Below are 23,329 nucleotides of genomic sequence, written 5' to 3'. Positions count from 1 at the left end.
ACTGTGATGCAACGTTGATGCAACGTTGTTTCACATAGTGTTGCCCGACACAGTGTGAACCTGTGCCGACAGCCGCCACACCGTCCATGACGGACGACCGGGCGAGAGCTGTCCCCTCGGCGTATGCGGTGCCATTGCTGGACCGTTCTCAGCGCTGGAAACCGGGGCTTCGAACCGAGATTTTGACGGAATCTGGTCCGGTTTATTATCGGACCGAATACGCTTCTCTCGTCTGCGGGCGCGGGTGTCAGGTGTCGGGGTTGACGATGGAGGTCGGGAGATAACCGAGTCATAGCTGGTTGCATGGCGGCGAGCCGGTGGGTCGCGATCGTGTCATAGCCGATCGCACTGAGTGCCGGTGTGAGAGGGCGGATTTCGGGCTGGGTGCCCGAGGTTGGCCGCCCCGCGCCGATCCCGTCACCCCGGTGGGTCCGGGGAGTTCCGAGAGTTGTATTGCGGCCGCGTGGCGTCACCTGCGGTCGGTAGATGGAAGGCAGTCCAGATGACCAACACCACTCCGGCGCGCGCGGGAACAGAACAGCTGGCGGCGCTGGTGGCGACGGTCGCGGCGATGGAGCCGGGCCGCAGCGCGGTCGAGTTCGACGGCACCTCGGTCTCCTATGCCGACCTCGACGCGCGGCTGACGGTGATGGCCGAGCTGACCGGTGGCGCACTGGATCCCGAGACCCTGGTGCAGGTCGTGCTCGCCGAGCTGTTCCCCGGCGTGGTCGATGCCGCCGACGGGACGTTCGGGCTGCTGTTGGACGCGCTGGCCGGTGACGCCATGGCCGCGCTGGGTGTGCAGCCGCCGGTGGCGGGGCAGGCGCCGACCCTGGTCGACCGGTTCGCCGAGCAGCTGGCCCGCACACCCGACCTGGTCGCGGTGCAGTTCGGTGCGCAGACGCTGACCTACGCCGAATTCGACGCCAGGGTGCGGGTGCTGGCCGCGCGGCTGCTCGCCCTCGGCGTGGGACCGGAGGCCCTGGTCGGGCTGGCCATGCGGCGCAGCGTGGAGCTGATCGTCGCCGTGCACGCGATCGTGCGCGCCGGTGGCGCGTACGTGCCGCTGGATCCGGATCACCCGGTGGACCGGCTGCGCTATGTGCTCGAGGTGGCGCGGCCGATCGTCGTGGTGACCCGGGCCGCCGACGAGCCCGATCTGCCCGGCGCGCCGGTCCTGCGCACCGACGACATCGACTGGACCGCGCCGCCCGCCGAGGTCGACGGCGGCGCGCGGGCGGGCAACACCGCCTATGTCATCTTCACCTCGGGGTCCACCGGCAGGCCCAAGGGCGTGGCCGTCACGCACGGCGCGATCGTGGCGAACCTGGACTGGCGCCAGCGCTGCTACGCGCTGACGGATGCCGATGCGGTGCTGCAGAAGACGCCCTACACCTTCGACGTCTCGGTGTGGGAGCTGTTCTGGCCCTTGCAGATCGGTGCCCGGCTGGTCGTCGCCGAACCCGGCAGGCACGGTGAGCCCGCCTACCTGGCCGCGCTGATCGCCGAGCAGCGGGTGAGCGTCACCCACTTCGTGCCGTCGATGCTGGCCGCCTTCGCCGGTGAACTGTCCGAGACCACCGCGCCGGTGGACCTGTCGTCGCTGCGGCTGGTGTTCGCCTCCGGCGAGGCGCTGCCCGCCGCCACCGCCACCCGGCTGCGCAAGCTGTCGGCGACCGCGCTGCACAACCTGTACGGCCCCACCGAGGCGGCGGTCGACGTGACCGCGCACGAGGTGACCGTCGCCGACGAGGTGTCGGTCCCGATCGGCGGCCCCGCCGACGACACCGGTCTGCTGGTGCTCGACGAGAACCTCGACGAGGTGCCCGCCGGGGTGGTGGGTGAGCTGTATCTGTCGGGGGTGCAGCTGGCGCGCGGCTATGTGGCCCGGCCCGGACTGACCGCCGACCGCTTCGTCGCCAATCCGTTCGGCGTGCCCGGTGAGCGCATGTACCGCACCGGTGACCTGGTGCGGCAGCTGCCCGGCGGGGACGAGCTGGAGTACCTGGGGCGCACCGACTTCCAGGTGAAGCTGCGTGGCCTGCGGATCGAGCTCGGGGAGATCGAGGCCGTGCTGGCCGCGCACCCGCGCGTCGGCAACGCGGCGGTGGTGGTGCATCGCCATGCCGCCGGTGAGGCGCTGGTCGGCTATGTGGTCAGTGTCGACGGTGCGCCGCTCGACGAGGCCGAGCTGGTCGTCCACGCGAAGGCGTCGATGCCGGAATACATGGTGCCCTCGCTGCTGGTGCAGCTGCCCGCGATGCCGATCAACGCCAGCGGCAAGCTGGATCGGAAGGCGCTGCCGGAGCCCGATTTCCGGGTCGCGGCGGCCGAGTTCCGCGCGCCGGTGACCGCGACCGAGCGCGCCGTGGCCGCGCTCTTCGGTGAACTGCTCGGGGTCGAGACCGTCGGCCTGGACGACGACTTCTTCCGCCTCGGCGGCAACTCGCTGATCGCCACCCGCGCCATCGCCCGCCTGCTGGCGAACTTCGGTGTGCGCGTGGACGTGCGGGACTTCTTCGACAGCCCGACGGTCGCCGTGCTGGCGAAGCTGGTCGACGGTGGCGCGATCGACGACCGGCCCGCCCTGGTCGCGGGCCCGCGCCCCGAGGTGCTGCCGCTCTCGCCCGCCCAGCAGCGCATGTGGTTCCTGAACCGGTTCGATCCGGCGACCGGCGCCTACAACATCCCGATCGCGGTCCGCCTGTCCGGCGCGCTGGACCAGGACGCCCTGCGCGCCGCCGTGGGCGATCTGATCGCCCGGCACGAGGTGCTGCGGACGGTGTACCCGGAGGTCGACGGAGTCGGCACCCAGCAGGTGTTGTCTGCTGCCGTCGCCGTCGATTTGCTTGCCGCCGAAGCGAACTGGACCCTTCCCGCTGCTGGCGCTGCTGGCGCTGCTGGCGCTGTTGGCGCTGTTGGCGCTGTTGGCGCTGTTGGCGCTGTTGGCGCTGTTGGCGCTGTTGGCGCTGTTGGCGCTGTTGGCGCTGTTGGCGCTGCTGGCGCTGCTGGCGCTGCTGGCGCTGCTGGCGCTGGGGCCGGTGCGGAGATCGATGGTGTCGAGTCGGGGGCGGTGTCGGCGCTGTCCGGCGTGCTCACGCCCGTCAGCGTCGCGGCGCGGGACCTGCCCGAGGTGCTGGCCGCGGTGATTCTGCGCGGGTTCGATGTCACGGTCGCGCCGCCGCTGCGGGCGCGGCTGTACGAGGTCGACGGTGATCACGTGCTGGTGCTGGTGGTGCACCACATCGCCTCGGACGGCTGGTCGGCCGGGCCGCTGGTGCGCGACACCATGACCGCCTACTACGCGCGGACCGGGGGCGCGGCGCCGGAGTGGGCGCCGCTGCCGGTGCAGTACGCCGATTACACGCTGTGGCAGCGGGCGCTGCTCGGGGCCGAGGAGGACGCCGAGTCCAGGGCCGGGCGGGAGATCGCGTTCTGGCGTGGCGCGCTGGCCGGGCTGCCGGACGAATCGAGCCTGCCGACCGATCGGCCGCGGCCCGCCGTCGCCTCGATGCGGGGCAGGCGGATCGAGTTCGCGCTCGACGCCGATCTCGTCTCGGCGCTGAATTCCGTTGCCGCCGATCAAGGCGCGACCCTGTTCATGGTGCTGCACGCGGCGCTGTCGGTGCTGATCGCGCGCCTGTCGGGCAATACCGATGTGGCGATCGGTAGCCCGGTCGCCGGGCGTGGCGCCGCCGAGCTCGACGATGTCATCGGCATGTTCGTCAACACCGCCATCCTGCGCACCGAGGTGCGCGGCGGGGAATCCTTCGCCGATCTGCTCGGCCGGGTCCGCGCCGACGATCTGGCCGCGTTCGAGCACACCATCTTGCCGTTCGAGCGCCTGGTCGAGGTGCTCGCGCCGCCGCGTTCGGCCGGTCGCCACCCGCTGTTCCAGGTGGCGCTGTCGCTGCAGAACCTGCCGCAGGCCGACTTCGAGCTGCCCGGCCTGCGGGCCGCCGCCGTCGACCTGCCCTACGACATCGAGAAGTTCGATCTGTCGGTGACGCTGCGTGAGTCCGGCGCCACCGGTCTGTCCGGCGAATTCTCCTACGCCACCGATCTGTTCGACGAGTCCACGGTCGCCCGGATGGTGCGCCGCTTCACCGGCCTGCTCGCCGCGATCGCCGCCGCCCCGCGGACCCCGGTCGCCGACCTGCCGCTGCTGATCGACGCCGAACTCGCCGAGCTGACCGGCCGCACCGGCGGCCCGGCCGCCCCGTTCCCGCTGCTGCCGCAGGTGCTGGCCGGCGCCGCCGCCGACCCCGGCGCCATCGCGATCCGGGACGGGGACCGCACCCTCACCTACGGCGAACTCGACGCCGCGTCCTCGCGCCTGGCCGCGCACCTGACCGGGCTCGGCATCGGCGCGGGCGACCTCGTCGCCGTGAGCATTCCGCGTTCCGCCGACTCCGTCACCGCCGTCTGGGGTGTCGTGAAGTCCGGGGCGGGCTTCCTGCCGGTCGACCCGACCTACCCCGCCGACCGGATCACCCACATGCTGTCGGATTCCGGTGCGGCCGTGGGTATCACGGTCGACGTGGTGCGCCCTGCCCTGCCCACCACCGTGGGGTGGGTCGTGCTCGACGCGGCGGTGTACGCCGATGTGGCAGCACTCGAGCTGGGTGCGTCTCCGCTCGTCTCCGGTCCTCGCGGAACGCGCCGTGCGGTGGATCCACTGGATCCCGCGTATGTCATCTACACCTCCGGCACCACCGGTCTGCCCAAGGGCGTGGTGATTCCGCACGGCGCGGTCGCGGCGTACCTGCCGGTGCAGGCGGGGCGGTACGTGGCGTCGGCGGACGCGCGGGTGCTGCATGTGGCGTCGCCGTCGTTCGACATCTCGGTGGCCGAGCTGCTGCTGACCGTCACCGCGGGCGCGACCATGGTCGTCGCGCCGACCGGGGTGTTCGGTGGGGCGGAGCTGGGTGAGCTGCTGCGGGCCGAGCGGGTGACCCATGTGATCATCACGCCGTCCGCGCTGGCCACGGTGCACCCGGACGGGCTCGACGAGCTGCGGGTCGTGGTCGTCGGCGGCGAGGCGTGCCCGGCGGAGCTGGTGGCGCGCTGGACCGCCGCGATCCCCGGTCTGGTCTTCCGCAACGGCTACGGTCCCACCGAGACCACCATCGTCACCAATATCAGCGAACCCCTCACGGCGACAACGCCGATCACCCTCGGTGCGCCGGTGGAGGGCACCACCGAACTGGTGCTCGACGAGCGGCTGCGGCCGGTCCCGGCCGGTGTGGTCGGCGAGCTGTACATCGCCGGAGCCCAGCTGGCGCGCGGCTACCACCGCAGGCCCGCGCTCACCGCGGGCCGCTTCGTCACCAATCCCTACGGCGCGCCGGGCGAACGGATGTACCGCACCGGCGACACCGTGCGCTGGGTGCGCACCGACGACGCCTGGGACCTGGAATACCTGGGACGCAACGATTTCCAGGTGAAGGTGCGTGGCTTCCGGATCGAGCTCGGCGAGATCGACGCCGTCCTCGCCCGGCACGCCACCGTCGACTTCGCCGCCACCCTCGGGCATCGCACCGACGCGGGCGCGACCGTGCTGGTGGCCTACGTGGTGCCGGTTCCGGGCGCGGCCGTCGACACCGCGACGCTGCTCGCGCACGCTGCCGACCACCTGCCCGCGCACATGGTCCCGGCCGCGATCGTCGCCCTCGACGCGGTGCCGCTGACCCCGGTCGGCAAGCTCGACCGCGCCGCGCTGCCCGCGCCGGTCTTCGAAGCCGCCGCCTATCGCGCGCCCGAGACCCCGGCCGAGCAGGCCGTCGCCGCCGCGTTCGCCGAGGTTCTCGGCCTGGAGCGGGTCGGCCGCGACGACGATTTCTTCGACCTGGGCGGCACCTCGCTGCTGGCGACCCGCCTGATGGCACGCCTCGGCACCGACCTCGACATCCGCATCCCGGTCCGGCAGCTCTTCGACACCGCCACCGTGCTCGGCCTCGCCGCGGCCGCGGACCGGCTGCGCGGCACCGGTTCCGGCCCCGCCCTCGTCGCGGGCACCCGGCCCGACCCGCTGCCGCTCTCGCCCGCCCAGCAGCGCATGTGGTTCCTCAACCGGTTCGACCCGGGCTCGGCCACCGACAACATCCCGATGGCGGTGCGGCTCACCGGCGCCCTCGATGTCGCCGCCCTGCACGCCGCCCTCGTCGACGTGCTGGACCGCCACGAGGTCCTGCGCACCCGCTACCCCGAGCGCGACGGCCGGGCGATCGCCGAGATCCTGCCCGCCACCGGCCTGGTCCCCGAGGTCCTGCCGCAGATCGTCACCACGGCGGCCCTGACCGGCGCGGTGCGTGCCTGCGCCACCACGGGCTTCGACCTGACCGTCGACGCGCCCCTCCGGGCCACGTTGCTGCGCGTCACCGACGTCGCGGCGGAGTCCGAAGCCGCGGAATCGGGCTCCGGCGACGCCGAGTACGTGCTCGTGATCGTGCTGCATCACATCGCCGCCGACGGGTTCTCGTTCGGCCCGCTGATCCGCGATGTGCTCACCGCGTACGGTGCCAGGGCCACCGGGAACGTGCCGCAGTGGGCGGCGCTGACGGTGCAGTACGCCGACTACGCGGTGTGGCAGCACGGCGTGCTTGGCGATGCCGCCGATCCGGAATCGGTGGCGGCGCGGCAGCTGGCGTTCTGGGCGGACACGCTGGCGGGCGTGCCGGAGCAGCTGGAGCTGCCGACCGATCGGACGCGACCCGCCGTCGCCTCGCGCGGCGGTGCGCTGCACCCGATCGACATCGACGCCGAAACCCACCGGGCGCTGGCCGAATTCGCGCGGGCGCGGGGCGTCACCGTGTTCATGGCCGCGCACGCGGTGTTCGCGGTGCTGCTGGCGCGGCTGTCGGCGACCACCGACATCGCGATCGGCACCCCGGTGTCGGGGCGGGGTGACCGGGCCCTCGACGACCTGGTCGGCATGTTCGTCAACACCCTCGTGCTGCGGACCGAGGTCAGCCCCGCCGCCTCGTTCACCGAGCTGCTGGCCCGGGTGCGCGAGACCGACCTCGCCGCGTTCGGCCACGCCGATGTGCCGTTCGAGAGGCTGGTCGAGGTGCTCGACCCGGTTCGCTCCACCGCGCGCAATCCGCTGTTCCAGGTGATGCTGTCGCTCAACGAGGACACGCCGCGCGCCCTCGCCCTGCCCGGGCTCACGGTGGCCGGCGTCGACCTGCCCACCTCGGTCGCCAAGTTCGACCTCGAACTCACCCTCACCGAGCACCGCGACGAGCACGGCGCGCCCGCGGGCCTGTCCGGCGCGTTCCTCTACGCCACCGATCTGTTCGACGCGAGCACCGTCGCCGGATTCGCCACCCGCCTGCACCGCCTGCTCGACGGTGTCCTCGCCGACCCGGCCCGCCCGGTCGGCGATCTCGACCTGCTCGACCCGGCCGAAGCCACCGAGGTCCTGACCACCTGGAACGCCACCGACCTGGTCCTCGACCCCGCGGCCACGCTCGCTTCACTGTTCGCCGACCAGGTCGCCGCCACCCCGGACGCTGTCGCGGTGGTCGTGGATGCCGAGCCGATGCCGGTCGGTGCGACGGGCCTCGGCGACGATCCGGACGCCGTCGAGTCGCTGACATACGCGGAATTCGCGAGCCGGGTCCATCGGCTGGCGCGACACCTCATCGGTGTCGGCGCCGGACCGGGCTCGGTGGTCGCCGTGGCCCTGCGGCGCGGTCTCGATCAGCTCGTCGCCGTGCACGCTGTGCTCGCGGCGGGCGCCGCGTATGTGCCCGTCGACCCGGATCATCCGGCCGAGCGGACCGCGTACGTGCTCGACCGGACGGCACCGGTGTGCGTGCTGACGGCCGCCGGTCACGGTGTGGCCGTGGGGGATTCGGTCGTCGAGATCGACACCCTCGACCTGGCGGAGCTCGCGGATCAGCCGATCGCCGACGCCGAGCGGGTCACCCCGCTGCGCCCGGACCACCTCGCCTACGTGCTGTTCACCTCCGGCTCGACCGGCAGGCCGAAGGGCGTGGCGGTACCGCACCGGGCCGTGGTGAACCAGCTGCGGTGGTTGCAGCGGGAGTACGCGCTCACCGCCGGTGACGTCGTCCTGCAGAAGACCCCGTTCACTTTCGACGCGTCGGTGTGGGAACTGCTGTGGCCGTTGCAGACCGGCGCCCGCCTGGTCCTCGCCACCGCCGACGGACACCGCGACCCGGCGTATCTGGCCGAGGTGACCGCGCGGCACGCGGTGAGCGTCGTGCAGTACGTGCCCTCGGTGCTGGCCTCCGTCGTCGCCGAGCCGGTCCGTACGGAGAGCCTGCGCCTGGTGTTCGCCGGTGGCGAGGCGCTGACCACCGAGTTGGCCCAGCGCGTGCGCACCGCCACCGGCGCGGCGGTCGTGAACCTGTACGGCCCCACCGAAACCGCCGTCCAGGTCACCACCCACGAGGTCGGCGCCGAGCCGACCGCCGCCGCCCCGATCGGCACCCCGGTCGCCAATACCCGCGTGTACGTGCTGGATTCGCGGCTGCGTCCGGTACCCGCCGGGGTTCCCGGCGAGCTGTACGTGGCGGGCGCCCAGCTCGCCGACGGCTATCACGGCCGCGCCGACCTGACCGCCGAGCGCTTCGTCGCCGACCCGTTCGGCATCGGCGACCGGCTCTACCGCACCGGCGACCTCGTCGCCTGGCGTACCGGCCCCGCCGGACCGGCCCTGCACTACCTGGGCCGCACCGACTTCCAGGTGAAGCTGCGCGGCCTGCGCATCGAACCCGCCGAGATCGAAGCCGCCCTCGTCGCGGTCCCCGGCGTCGATCGCGTCGCGGTGCTGGTCCGCTCGGACGCCGACCGCCCGGACCAGCTCGTCGCCTACATCGTGCCCACACCCGACAACGTCGCGGGTGATGCGGCTGCCCCCGAGGGTGATTCGCCCGGGCGCGAGCATCTGTCGCCTGCCGACCTGGATGCCGCCGTCGCGGCGGTGCTCCCGTCGTACATGGTGCCCGGCGCGTATGTCTTCCTCGACGCGCTGCCGATCAACAGCTCCGGCAAGCTCGACCGCCGCGCACTGCCCGCGCCGGAACTGCCGGAGCGGGACCATCGCGAACCGGCGACCGCGACCGAGCGAATCGTCGCCGCGACCTTCGCCGACGTGGTCGGACTCGACCGCGTCGGCGCCGACGACGACTTCTTCGCCCTCGGCGGCAACTCGCTGCTCGCCACCCAGGTGGCCGCCCGGCTGGGTGCGGTCCTGGACGCCAAGGTGCCGGTGCGGGAGCTGTTCGAGGCGAGCACCGTCGCCGGGCTCGCCGTGCGCCTGGACGCGCTGCGCGGCACCGGCAGCAGGCGGGGTCCGGTGGCCGGGCAACGGCCGCGGCGGATTCCGCTCTCGCCCGCGCAGCAGCGCATGTGGTTCCTGCACCGCTTCGATCCCGGCTCGACCGCCTACCACATCCCGGTCGCGATCCGGCTCAGCGGCGACCTCGACACCGCCGCCCTGCGCGGCGCCCTGGGCGACCTGATCGCCCGGCACGAGACGCTGCGCACCACCTATCCCGAATTCGACGGGCAGGCCACCCAGCTCGTCGGCGCGCCGTTCGTCCCCGACCTCATGGTGACCGACGTCGACGCCGAGGCGGTGGCCGCCGCCGTGGGCGCCACGCTCGACGACGGTTTCGACATCACCACCGAGGTGCCGGTGCGCGCCGCGCTGCTGCGGGTGACACCGACCGAGCACGTGCTCGTGCTGGTCGTGCACCACATCGCCGCCGACGGCTGGTCGATGGGCCCGCTGACCCGCGATCTGGTCGCCGCCTACGCGGCCCGCACCGCCGGGGCCGAGCCGCAACTGCCCGCGCTGGCCGTGCACTACGCCGACTACGCGCTGTGGCAGACCGAAGGACTCGGCAATGCCGAGGATCCCGACGCGCCGCTGGCCCACCAGCTCGCCTACTGGACCGACCGGCTCGCCGGCCTGCCCGACGTGCTCACCCTGCCCGCCGACCGTCGCAGGCCGCTGGTCGCCTCCCACCGGGGCGCCACCTTCACCACCACCCTCGACGCCGACCTGCACCGCCGGATCGACCAGCTGGCCCGCGCGCGGCGCGCCACCCCGTTCATGGTGCTGCACGCCGGTCTCGCGGTGCTGCTGGCGCGCCTGTCCGCGGGCACCGACATCGTCGTCGGCACGCCCGTCGCGGGCCGTGGGCATCGTGAGCTCGACGACATCGTCGGCATGTTCGTCAACACCCTGGTGCTGCGGGCCAACGTGCCCGCCGCCGTGCCGTTCAGCGCCCTGCTCGACGACATCCGCGCCGGTGACCTCGACGCCTTCGACCACGCCGACGTGCCGTTCGAAAGCCTCGTCGACGCGGTCAATCCGGCCCGCTCCCAGGGCTACGCGCCGCTGTACCAGGTGTCGCTGGCGCTACAGAACCAGCGCACCACCGCGTTCGAGCTGCCCGGCCTGACCCTGTCCGGGCTGACCCTGCCGGACGCGCCGATCGAAGTGGACCTGGACTTCACCTTCGTCGACCACTACGGCGCCGACGGCACGGCCGACGGCCTCGACCTCGAACTGCGCTACGCCACCGACCTCTTCGACGCCGACACCATCGCGACCCTGGTCGGCATGCTGGAGCGGGTGTTGCGCGCCGCCGTCACCGCGCCCGGCACCGCCGTCGGCGACCTCCCCGTCCTCGACGAGGACGGCCGCGCGCGGCTGCTCGCCGGCCCGCACGGTGACGTCGAGCCGCTCGCGCCCGCGCTCGCCGAACTCGGGATCGGTGCCCCGCTGGCCGCGCACCTGCTCGACGCGGCCGCGGCCCGCGATCCGCACGCCGTCGCCGCCGTGTTCGAGGGTGACGAGATCACCTACGGCGCGCTCGCCGCGCGGGCGAACCGGCTCGCGCGCAGGCTGATCGACTGCGGTGTCGGCCCGGAGACCCCGGTCGCGGTCGCCGTGCCGCGCGGGATCGACCTGCTGGTGGTGCTGCACGGTGTGCTCGCCGCCGGTGGCGTGTACGTGCCGATCGATCCGGCCCAGCCCGCCGACCGGATCGGGCACGTGCTCGAGACCGCGGCGCCGCGCCTGGTCGTCGCCGCGTCGGCGGGCGACCTCGACCATGTCGACCGGGGCATCCGATCCGCCACGGCCTCGGTGCATTTCGCCGCCGCGTCGCGCTCCGGCTTCCCGGTGCTGACCGTCGCGCAGCTCGAGGACCCGGCGCAGCCGCCGGTGCCCGGCGGCCCGGTCACCGACGCCGAACGCCTCGCCCCGCTGCACCCAGCGCACCCGGCCTACGTGCTGTTCACCTCCGGCTCCACCGGTCTGCCCAAGGGCGTGCTGGTCTCGCATCGGGCCGTGGTCAACGAACTGTGCTGGCTGCGTGGCGAATACGACCTGACCGCGGCGGACCGGCTGCTCCAGCGCGCGCCGCTGACCTTCGACGTCTCGCTGTGGGAACTGCTGTGCCCGGCGCTGCTCGGCGCCACCCTGGTCCTGCTGCGGCCCGGCGGGCACCTCGACCTCGCCTACCAGGCGCGGGTGGTGCGCGAACAGCGCGTCACCGTCGCCGAATTCGTGCCGTCGGTGCTGGCCGCGATGCTCGCCGAAGGGCTGGCCGGGGACCTGAGCGGGCTGCGGATGCTGCACCTGGGCGGCGAAGAGCTGCCCGCCGCGCTGGCGGCCACCGTGCTCGCCACCGTGCCCGCCGAACTGCACAACACCTACGGCCCGACCGAGGTGACGATCACCAGCACCTTCCAGCAGATCACCGCGCCGGTCGAGCAGACCGAGCTGCCGATCGGCAGGCCCAGCTGGAACGTGCGCGCCTACGTGCTCGACGAGCGGCTGCACCCGGTGCCCGCCGGGGTCGCGGGCGAGCTGTACCTCGCGGGCGACCAGCTCGCCCGCGGCTACCTGGGCAGGCCCGACCTGACCGCCGACCGCTTCGTCGCCGACCCGTACGGGCCCGACGGCGGACGCATGTACCGGACCGGTGATCTGGTGCGCCGCGATCGCGTCGGCGCGCTGGTGTACCTGGGCCGCAACGACTTCCAGGTGAAGATCCGCGGTCTGCGGATCGAGCTCGGCGAGATCGAGGCCGCGCTCGGCGACGCGCCCGGCGTCACCCACGCGACCGTGGTCCCCGCGACCGACGACGCCGGACGACAGTGCCTGGTCGCCTACGTCGCCGGTGCGGTCGACCCCGCCGTGGTGCGCGCGCACGTCGCGAGCCGGGTGCCCGCCTACATGGTGCCCGCCCACCTGGTGGTGCTCGACACCGTCCCGCTCAACTCCGCGGGCAAGCTGGACCGGGCCGCGCTCCCGGCCGCCGACCTGTCCGTCACCACCGCCTACGTGGCGCCGCGCCCCGGCACACAGACCGCGCTCGCCGCCGTGGTGGGCGAGCTGCTCGGGCTGGCCCGCGTCGGCGCCGACGACGACTTCTTCGACATCGGCGGCAACTCCCTGCTCGCCATGCGGCTCGTCGCCCGCGCCAACGCGGCACTGGGCAGCGCGCTCGACGTGCGCGACGTGTTCGACGCCCCCACCGTCGCCGGACTCGCCGTCCGCGCCGTCGCCCACACCGAGCAGCTGCCGCCGCTGACCGTGGTGGACCCGCGCCCGGCCCGAATCCCGCTGTCGCTGGCCCAGACCCGCCTGTGGCTGCTGAACCGGATCGACCCCGACTCCGCCGTCTACACCCTGCCCATCGCCCTGCGCCTCACCGGCGACCTGGACACCGACGCGCTGTGGGCGGCCCTGGGCGACGTGCTCGCGCGGCACGAATCGCTGCGGACCGTCTTCCCCGAGGACGCCGACGGGCCGACCCAGGTCGTTCTCCCGGTCGACCGGGTGCTGCCGGTCGCCGACGTCCGCGAGGTCGCCGAGGCCGACCTGGCCGACGCGGTCCGCGCGATCATCGGGGCGGGCTACGACCTGACCACCCAGCCCCCGGTCCGTGCCGCCCTGCTCCGGCGGGTGCCGGACGATCGAGCGCCCGCACCCGCTGGCCGCAACAGTGCCGCCTTCGACGGTGCGGCACCAGGATTCGCGCTGCGCAACGGCACTGACGCGCGGGTGGACGAGGTCGAGCACGTGCTGGTGCTCGCGGTGCATCACATCGCCGCCGACGGTGTGTCGACCACGCCGCTGGCCCGGGATCTCGTCACCGCGTATGTCGCGCGCGGTGCGGGGACGGCGCCGGCGTGGGAGCCGCTGCCGGTGCAGTATCCTGACTTCACCCTGTGGCAGCACGCGGTGCTCGGTGACGCCGCCGATCCGGATTCGCGGCTGGCGCGGCAGCTGGCACACTGGCGCGACGAATTGGCCGGGCTCGCACCGGCGCTGGAGCTCGCCACCGATCGGCCGCGGCCCGCCGTGCGGACCGGCGCCGGTGGGTCCGTCGGGTTCGACGTGCCCGCCGACGTGGTGACCGGGATCGAGGAGCTGGCCCGCCGCCACGGCGTGTCCACCTTCATGGTGGTGCACGCGGCGTTCGCGGTGCTGCTGTCGCGGCAGGGAGCCGGGGCCGACATCGTGGTGGGCACGCCCGTCGCCGGACGGGCCGATGCCGCGCTCGACGATCTGGTCGGCATGTTCGTCAACACCCTGGTGCTGCGGACCACCGTCGACGCGGCCGCCGGGTTCGGTGACCTGCTCGCCGAGGTCCGCGCCGCCGATCTGCGCGCCTTCGCCCACGCCGAACTGCCGTTCGAGCGTCTGGTCGAGGAGCTGAATCCGGTGCGCTCGACCGCGTATTCGCCGATCGTGCAGGTGATGCTCGCGTTCGAGCACCGCGACGACACCGGCATCGACCTGCCCGGCCTGCGCATCGGCGAGTTCGCCCTGCCCGCCGCGACCACCCAGTTCGACCTGTCGCTGGCGATCGACGAGATCACCGGCGCCGCGGGCGAACCCGGTCTGCGTGGCTGGCTGCGCTACGCCACCGATCTGTTCGACGAAACCACGGTCGTGGCCTTCGGCGAACGCTTCGTGCGTGTCCTGGCCGCGGTGGTGGCCGACGAGACCGCGCCGGTCGGCGAGATCGACCTGCTCGATCCCGCCGAAACCGCCCAGCTGGCGGCATGGAACGACACCGCCGCCCCGCTGGACGCCGAGGCGACGCTCGTCTCGATGTTCGCCGCGCAAGCCCTGCGCACCCCCGACGCCGTCGCCCTCGACTTCGAGGGCCTGCGGATCACCTACGGCGAGTTCGCCGCTCGGGTCGCGCGTCTGGCGCGATTCCTGATCGCCGAGGGCGTGGGCCCCGGCGCCGTCGTCGGTGTCGGCCTGCGCCGCGGCATCGACCTGCTGGTCGCCGTCTACGCCGCGCAGGCGGCGGGCGCGGCCTACCTGCCGCTGGACCCCGACCACCCGGCCGACCGCATCGCCGACGTGCTCGCGACCGCGGCGCCGGTGTGCGTACTCGCCGGCGCGGGCTTCCCCGGCGCCCGCGTCCTCGATCCGGCCGACCTGGACCTGTCCGGATTCGCCGCCGACCCGGTCACCGACGCCGATCGGATCCGGGCGCTGCGCGCCGCGGACCTGGCCTACGTGCTGTTCACCTCGGGCTCGACCGGCAAGCCGAAGGGTGTGGCCGTGAGCCACACCGCGATCGTCAACCGCCTGGTCTGGATGCAGGACGCCTACCGGCTCGACGCCGACGGCGTGGTGCTGCAGAAGACGCCGATCACCTTCGACGTGTCGGTGTGGGAACTGTTCTGGCCCTTGCAGATCGGCGCCACCCTGGTCGTCGCCCGCCCCGACGGGCACCGCGACCCCGCCTACCTGGCCGAGGTGATCACCCGCACCGGTGTCGATGTCGCGCATTTCGTGCCGTCGATGCTGGCCGCGTTCCTCGCCGAACCACGGGCCGCCGCGTGCGGGTCGCTGCGCCAGGTGTTCGCCTCCGGTGAGGCGCTGCCCGCCGCCGACGCCCAGCGCCTGCGCGCGCTGGTGCCCGGGGTGGCGGTGCACAACCTGTACGGGCCGACCGAGGCCGCCGTCGACGTCACCTTCCACGAGGTCACCGACGCCGACACCGTCACCGTGCCGATCGGCGCGCCCGTCGCCAATACCGCCCTGCACGTGCTCGACGCCCGCCTGCGCCCCGTGCCGGTCGGCACGCCCGGCGAGCTGTACCTGGCCGGTGTCCAGCTGGCCCGCGGCTACCTCGCCCGCCCCGACCTGTCGGCGGATCGCTTCGTCGCCAACCCGTACGGGACCCCCGGCGAGCGGATGTACCGCACCGGCGACCTCGTCGTGCGCACCCGCACCGGCGAACTGGAGTACCTGGGCCGCACCGACTTCCAGGTGAAACTGCGCGGCCTGCGCATCGAACTCGGCGAGATCGAGGCGATCCTGTCCGGCCTCGACACCGTCGATCGGGCCGTCGTCACCGTCCGCGACGACGGCACCGGCGACTACCTCACCGCCTACCTCGTCCCCGCGAACGCCGATTCGGCGATCGACCTGGACCCGGTGAAGGCCGCACTGCGGCAAGCACTTCCGGCCTACATGGTGCCGAGCGCCTTCGTGGTGCTCGACGCGCTGCCCGTCAACGCCTCCGGCAAGCTGGATCGACGTGCGCTGCCCGCGCCGGAACTCGCCGCGCGCGAATTCCGCGCTCCGGCGACGCCGTCGGAGCAGCTGGTGGCCGGGGTGGTCGCGGACGTGCTCGGCCTCGATACGGTCGGCGCCGACGACGACTTCTTCGACCTCGGCGGCAACTCGCTCATCGCGACCCGAGTCGCCGCCCGGCTCGGCGCCGCACTGGACCGGCAGGTCCCGGTGGCACGGATCTTCGAAACCCCCGTGGTGGCCGCGCTGGCCGCCGCGCTCGACAGCGCCGAGGGCACCGCCCGGCTGGCCCTGGTGGCGGGGGAGCGGCCCGCCGTGCTCCCGCTCTCGCCCGCGCAGCAGCGCATGTGGTTCCTCAACCGATTCGACCCCGATTCGGCCGGTTACAACGTGCCGATCGCGGTGCGGCTCAGCGGTGTGCTCGATGTCGACGCGCTCGCCGCCGCCGTCGGCGATCTCGTCGAGCGCCACGAAGTGCTGCGCACCTACTACCCCGAGACCGCCGACGGCCCGGTGCAGCAGATCCTGTCCACCTCTGAAGCCGGTGTCGCCCTGCGGGTTCGTGACATCTCGGCCGACCAGGTCGTCGCGGCGGTCACCGAACTGGCTGGGATCACGTTCGACGTGACGGCCGGAGTCCCCTGGCAGGTCGTGCTGTACCGGCTCACCGCCGGACAGCAGGCGGACCGCGACCACGCGGACACCGACGAGGCCGTGCTGGCCGTGGTCGTGCACCACATCAGCGCGGACGGCTCGTCCGTCCCGCCGCTGGTCCGCGACCTGATGACCGCCTACCTAGCCCGTCGCGACGGCACCGCGCCCGCGTGGACGCCGCTGCCGGTGCAGTACGCCGACTACGCGCTGTGGCAGCGCGCGACCCTCGGTGACGAAGCCGACCCCGGCTCGGTGGCCGCCCGCCAGCTCGACTTCTGGCGCGGCGAACTCGCCGATCTCCCGGACGAACTCGCCCTCCCGCTGGACCGGCCCCGCCCGGCCGTGCGCACCCTCGCCGGTGGCACGGTGCCGGTCACGCTCGACGCGCGCACCCACGCCCGGCTGACCGAGCTGGCCAGGGCATCCGGCGCGACGCTGTTCATGGTCGTGCACACCGCGTTCGCGGCGCTGCTCGGACGCCTGTCCGGCAGCGCCGACATCACCGTCGGCACGCCCGTCGCCGGGCGCGGTGAGGCCGCGCTCGAGGACCTGATCGGCATGTTCGTCAACACCCTGGTCTTCCGCACCCGGCTGGTGGCGGGAGAGACCTTCGGTCAGCTGCTGGCCCGCCAGCGCGCCACCGACCTGGCCGTGTACGCCAACGCGGACGTCCCGTTCGAACGGCTCGTCGAGGTGCTCGACCCGGCCCGCTCCACCGCCAGGCACCCGCTGTTCCAGGTGGGCTTCTCGTTCCAGAACTTCGAGCGCGCCGAACTGGCGCTGCCCGGGATCACGGTGTCCGCGTTGGACACCGACAGCGAGCTGTCCCAGTTCGACCTGCACCTGATCGTCAGCGACACCTACGCCGCCGACGGTGCCGCGGGCGGTGTCACCGGTGTGCTCACCTATGCCCACGATGTCGTCGACACCGAGACCGCGGCCGCCCTCGCGGGCCGGCTGGAACGGCTGCTCACCGCCGTCGCCGCGGCGCCGCACACGCCCCTGGACGACATCGACGTGCTCGAGCCGGTCGAGCGGACCCGCATTCTCGCCGAGTGGAACGCCACCGCGCACGAGATCGACCGCACCGCGACGCTGCTCACCCCGTTCCGCGACCGAGTGCGGGCGAATCCCGCCGCGACCGCGCTCGTCTCCGAGGACACCGAGCTGACCTACGCCGAGCTCGACGCCCGGGTGAACCAGCTGGCCCGCCATCTCGTCGCCGAGGGCGTCGGCCCGGACGCGCTGGTGGCGGTGGCGATCCGCCGCTCGATCGACCTCGTCGTCACCCTGTACGCGGTGCTCACCGCGGGCGGCGCGTACGTGCCGGTCGACCCGGATCACCCGGCCGAGCGCATCGCCCAGGTCCTCGACACCGCGCGCCCCCACCTGGTCCTCTCCACCGCGCGCGACTACTTCGATCGGCAGTCGTCGACGGGGACCGGCATCGCGGCCATGGTGGCGCCCGCGCCCCGGATCGTCGTCGTCGACACCGTCGATACGTCGGTCTACTCGGCGGATCCGGTGGCCGATGCCGAACTCCGTGCGCCGCTGCGGGATACGAACCTGGCCTATGTGCTGTTCACCTCCGGCTCGACCGGCAAGCCCAAGGGCGTGGCGATGAGTCACGCGGGTGTGCGCAACCAGATCGCCTGGCTGCTCGCGCGGTACGGGATCGACGGCGACGACGTGTACCTGCAGAAGTCCGCCGCCGGGTTCGACCTGTCGGTGTGGGGCTACTTCGCTCCGCTGGCCGCGGGCGCCACCCTGGTGCTGGCCACCCCGGACGGGCATCGCGATCCGCTGTATCTGGCCGACCTGGTCGCCGCGCGGGGGATCACCGTCGCCGACTTCGTGCCGTCGATGCTGGCGATGTTCGCCGCGCACGGCGACGCGCGTCAGCTGGCGAGCCTGCGGCTGGTGTTCGCGATCGGCGAGGCGCTCACCCCGGACACGGTGGCCGCCTTCGGCGCGCATTCGGCCGCGGCCGTGCACAACCTCTACGGACCCACCGAGGCCGCCGTCTCGGTCACCGCTTGGCCCGCCGAGGGCGCGACCGGGCAGACCGTGCCGATCGGGGTGCCCGCCTGGAACACCCGGGTCTACGTGCTCGACGAGCGGCTGCGGCCGGTCGCCCCCGGCGTGGCCGGTGAGCTGTACCTGGCGGGTGCGCAGCTGGCCCGTGGGTACCTCGGGCGGCCCGACCTCTCGGCCGACCGGTTCGTCGCCGACCCGTTCGGGGCGGCGGGCGAGCGCATGTACCGCACCGGCGACCTGGTGCGCTGGAACCGCGACGGCGTCCTGAGCTACCTGGCGCGCATCGACTTCCAGGTGAAGTTCCGCGGTCAGCGCATCGAGCTCGGCGACATCGAGGCCGCGCTGGGTGGCCTGCCGGGGGTCAGCCAGGCCGCGGCGGTGGTGTCGGCGAGCCCGGCGGGCGACCGGCTGGTCGGCTACGCGGTGCCGGTGCCCGGCGCCGAACTCGATGCCGCGCAGCTGCGTTCGGCGCTGGCGACGGTGCTGCCGTCGTACATGGTGCCGTCGGTGATCGTGCTGCTCGACGCGTTCCCGCTCAACACCTCCGGCAAGCTCGACCGCAAGGCCCTGCCCGCACCGGAATTCGTGGCCAGGCCGTTCCGGGCGCCGGTCACCCCGGCCCAGCGTGCGGTCGCCGAGGTCTTCGGTGAGGTGCTCGGCCGTGAGCAGGTCGGTCTCGACGACGACTTCTTCGAACTCGGCGGCAACTCGCTCATCGCCACCAGGGTCGCCGCCCGCCTCGGCGCGGCACTGTCGGCCCGGGTGCCGGTGCGCGCCCTGTTCGAGGCGACCACCGTCGCCGACCTGGCCGACACCCTGGCGGGCCGGATGGGCAGCGGCGCGGGCCTCGCGCTGACCGCCGCCCGCCGCCCGCACCGGATCCCGCTCTCGGCGGCCCAGCAGCGCATGTGGCTGCTCAACCGCCTCGACCCGGCGTCGGCGGCCTACAACATCCCGATCGCGGTGCGGCTGCGCGGCGACGTGGACGCCCAGGCGCTGGCCGCCGCCGTCGCCGATGTGCTCGACCGGCACGAGGTGCTGCGCACCGCGTACCCGGCGATCGACGGCATCGGGCATCAGGCGGTGTGGCAGTTCGTGCCGACCCCGGTGGTGGAGACCGTCGACCCGATCGCGGTGCCCGCGATGGTGGCCGCCGAGATCGGCCGCGGCTTCGATGTCACCGTCGCGCCGCCGGTGCGGGTGCGGGTCCTGCGCAGCGCGCCCGACGACGTCGTGCTGGTCGTGGTGATCCACCACATCAGCGCCGACGGTTTCTCCGCCGGTCCGCTGCTGCGCGACACCACCGCGGCCTACCTGGCCCGGCGCGCTGGCACCGACCCCGGATGGGCGCCCCTGGCGGTCCAGTACGCCGACTACACGCTGTGGCAGCGTGCGGTGCTGGGCAGCGAGGACGACCCGGACTCGGTCGCCGCCCGGCAGATCCGGTTCTGGCGCGACGAACTGGCCGGGCTGCCCGGCCTGCTCGAGCTGCCCACCGACCGGCCGCGTCCCGCGGTCGCCTCGCAGCGCGGCGCGAGCGTGGACACCGTGGTGCCGCCGGAGATCTGGCGGCGGGTCGGGCAGCTGGCCCGCCGCGGCGACGCGAGCGCGTTCATGGTCGCGCACGCGGCGCTGGCCGCCCTGCTGGCCCGGCTGAGCGGCACCGGCGACATCGCCATCGGCACGCCCGTCGCGGGTCGTGGTGAGGCGGCGCTCGACGAGCTGGTCGGCATGTTCGTCAACACCCTGGTGCTGCGGACCGCCGTCGACCCGGCCGCGTCCTTCACCGACCTGCTGCGCCAGGCCCGCCGCGTCGACCTCGACGCGTTCGAGCACGCCGATGTGCCGTTCGAGCGGCTCGTCGACGTGCTCGACCCGGTCCGCTCGACCGCGCACAGCCCGCTGTTCCAGGTGATGCTCGCCTTCCAGAACCTGGACGCCGCGGCCACCGAGGTCAGCCTGCCCGACCTCACCGTCACCGGGCTCGACACCGACACCGCCGTCGCCAAGTTCGACCTGGACCTGGTGCTCGCCGACACCGCCGACGGCGGCTGCGCGGTGAGTCTCACCTACGCCACCGACCTGTTCGACGCCGCCACCGCGGCCCGGATCGCCGACGGCTACGTCCGGATCCTCGACGCCGTCACCGCCGACCCGGCCCGTCCGCTCGGCGAGGTCGACCTGCTGACCGACACCGATCGGCGCCTGCTCGACACCTGGTGCGACACCGGGCATCCGGTGCCCGCCGAGGTGCTGCCGGTCGCGTTCGACCGGCAGGCCGCGGCGACGCCGACGGCGATCGCGCTCACCGACGGCGACGTCTCGCTCACCTACGCCGACGTCGCGGACCGGGTGCACCGGCTCGCCCGCCACCTCGTCGACCAGGGTGTGGGACCGGACACGGCGGTCGCCGTCGCGGTGCGCCGCGCGCCGGAGCTGCTGGTGGCGGTGCACGCGGTGCACGCCGCCGGTGGCATCTACGTGCCGATCGACCCCGATCACCCGGCCGAGCGGATCACCCGCGTGCTGCGGATCGCGCAGCCGGTGTGCGTGCTCACCACCTCTCGTGATCGCGCCGACCTGCCGGTCATCGGTTCCCCGGTGGACGGCGCCGATGTGGTGGAGGCCGACACGGTCGACCTCACCGCCTACCCGGCCGGTCCGCTCACCGACGCCGAGCGCGTGCAGCCGCTGCTGCCCGAGCACACCGCGTATGTGATCTTCACCTCCGGATCCACCGGTCTGCCCAAGGGTGTCGGGGTGCCGCATCGCGCCATAGTCAACCAGCTCGACTGGATGGCAACGGAATTCGGCTTCGCTCCCGGCGACACCGTGCTGCACAAGACACCGGTCACCTTCGACGCCTCGATCTGGGAACTGCTGCTGCCGTCGCGCGTCGGCGCCCGCACGGTCCTCGCCCGCCCCGGCGGCCACGGCGACCCCCGCTACCTGGCCGACCTGATCGCACAGCACGGCATCGACACCGTGCAGTTCGCACCGACCCTGCTCGCGGCATACCTGGCCGAATCTGTTGCACGGCCGCCGGCGGTCGATCCGGTACGGAACGGCATGGCGGGCCAGACAGTTCTGTCGACAGAAGGCGCCCGACCAGGTGTGGGCACCCGACCGGTCGCCGGTGACGGAGCTGTGACGGTGCCCGTCGGTGTCCCGGCCGCGAACCCGACGTCAGTGCCGGGTCTGCGGCGGGTATTCGCCGGTGGCGAGATCCTGCCCGCGGCACTGGCACAGCGGGCCCGCGAAGTGACCGGCGCGCAGGTGATCAACCTGTACGGACCGACGGAAACCGCCGTGCAGGTGAGCACCCATGTGGTGGGCGACGCCGACACGGTGTCGGTGCCGATCGGCGCACCCGTATGGAATACCGGGCTCTACGTGCTCGACGCGCGCCTGCGGCCGGTGCCGCCGGGCGTGACCGGCGAACTGTACGTCGGCGGTGCGCAACTCGCGCACGGCTACGTCGGCGCGGCCGGGCTCACCGCCGAGCGTTTCGTCCCCGACCCGTCCGCCGGGCCCGGTGCCCGGATGTACCGGACCGGTGACCTCGTGCGCCTGCGCATCGGCGAGAACGGGGCGGCCGCACTCGACTACGTGGGCCGCGTCGACCTCCAGGTCAAGCTCAACGGACAGCGCATCGAACTCGGCGAGGTGGAGGCCGCGCTGCTGGATCATCCCGGCGTCGCCCAGGCCGCGGCCGCGGTGCTGCCGGGTGCGGGGGCGGACCGGCTCGTCGGCTACGTCGTCGCCGAATCGACAGTGGCGCAGCGTGATCCGCTCGACCCGGCCGCCGTCCGCGCGGCACTGGCCGAGGCACTGCCCGGGTACCTGGTGCCCGCCGTGGTGCTCGTCCTCGACGAGTTCCCGGTCACCACCTCCGGCAAGCTCGACCGTGCCGCCCTGCCTCGGCCGCACCTGCGCCAGGCCGCCTACCGCGGCCCGGTCACCGAGACCGAACAGCGGGTCGCCGGAGAATTCGCCCGGGTCCTCGACCTGGACCGGATCGGCATGGACGACAACTTCTTCGACCTCGGCGGCAACTCGCTGACCGCGGTCCAGCTGTCCGCGCGCCTGAGCGAGGCACTGGGCGTCGCGGTGCCGGTCGCGTGGTTCTTCACCGACCCGACACCCGCCGTGGTCGTGGAACGGCTGCGCGCCCAGGACGATTCGGCCGACGACGCGTTCGCGGTGCTGCTGCCGCTGCGCGCGCACGGCACCGGCGCGCCGCTGTTCTGCCTGCATCCCGTGGGCGGTGTGTCCTGGTCCTTCGCCGGTCTGACCCGCCACCTCGACCCGGAGCGCCCGATCTACGGTCTGCAGTCGCCCGCCCTCACCGCCGACGAACCGCTGCCCGACACCATCGACGCCTGGGCCGAGCGCTACGTCACGGCCATCCGCGAGGTCCAGCCCGAGGGCCCGTACCACCTGCTCGGCTGGTCGCTGGGCGGCCTGCTCGCGCACGCCGTCGCCACCCGGCTGCAGGCCGAGGGCGCCGAGGTCGCGCGGCTGGCCATGATGGACAGCTGGCTCGGCGACGGCCCCGAGCAGACGCCGCTGCCCACCGTCGGCGACCTGCTCGGCGGCCTCGCCGGCGACGAATTCGACGTGGCCTTCGACGCCGACGGCCTCGCCGCCGCGGCCGCCGAGGCGGGCGGAGCACTGGCCGCGCTCGACCGGACCCGCGTCGCCCGCATCATCGACGCCGCCACCGCCTCGATGACGATGGTCGACGCCTACCGGCCCGAGCGCTTCCACGGCGACCTCGTCTACTTCGCGGCTACCCTCGACGACCCCACCGGCGCGCGCGGCGCGGCGAGCTGGGCCGGCGTCATCGGCGGTGACGTGCACCGGTACGGGATCGAGGCCACCCACTGGGCCATGGCGGGCGACGCCGCGCTGGCCCGGATCGCGGCCGTGCTCGACGCGGTCCCACCCGTGGACGCCGTGAGGGCCGATGCGCGAGCGGGGGTGCGGGGCGCATAGAATCGCGGAGCCGGCCGTCGAGCCTGCTGCCTGCTTCGCCGAGGCATCCGCGCACGTCGCCAGCACCCGTTTCCGAGAGGT

Annotated in this window: 1 protein-coding gene; it reads left to right on the top strand. The window is 73.4% G+C overall.

Features of this window, described 5'->3' with window-relative positions:
- The first annotated feature begins 502 nt into the window (after positions 1–502).
- Positions 503–23,248, top strand: coding sequence for a non-ribosomal peptide synthase/polyketide synthase (locus AB0L91_RS02195; RefSeq protein ID WP_365006928.1), 22,746 nt, complete (start codon positions 503–505; stop codon positions 23,246–23,248).
- Positions 23,249–23,329: the final 81 nt, after the last annotated feature.

This window comes from Nocardia sp. NPDC051833 (genome assembly GCF_040681225.1).
Classification (GTDB): domain Bacteria; phylum Actinomycetota; class Actinomycetes; order Mycobacteriales; family Mycobacteriaceae; genus Nocardia.
Note: the sequence above shows the minus strand (reverse complement) of the source record. Positions and strands in the feature narration are given on the sequence as shown.

Excerpts from the sequence above, each read along its gene's own strand:
- AB0L91_RS02195 (WP_365006928.1), top strand. The coding sequence starts at position 503 with ATGACCAACACCACTCCGGCGCGCGCGGGAACAGAACAGCTGGCGGCG.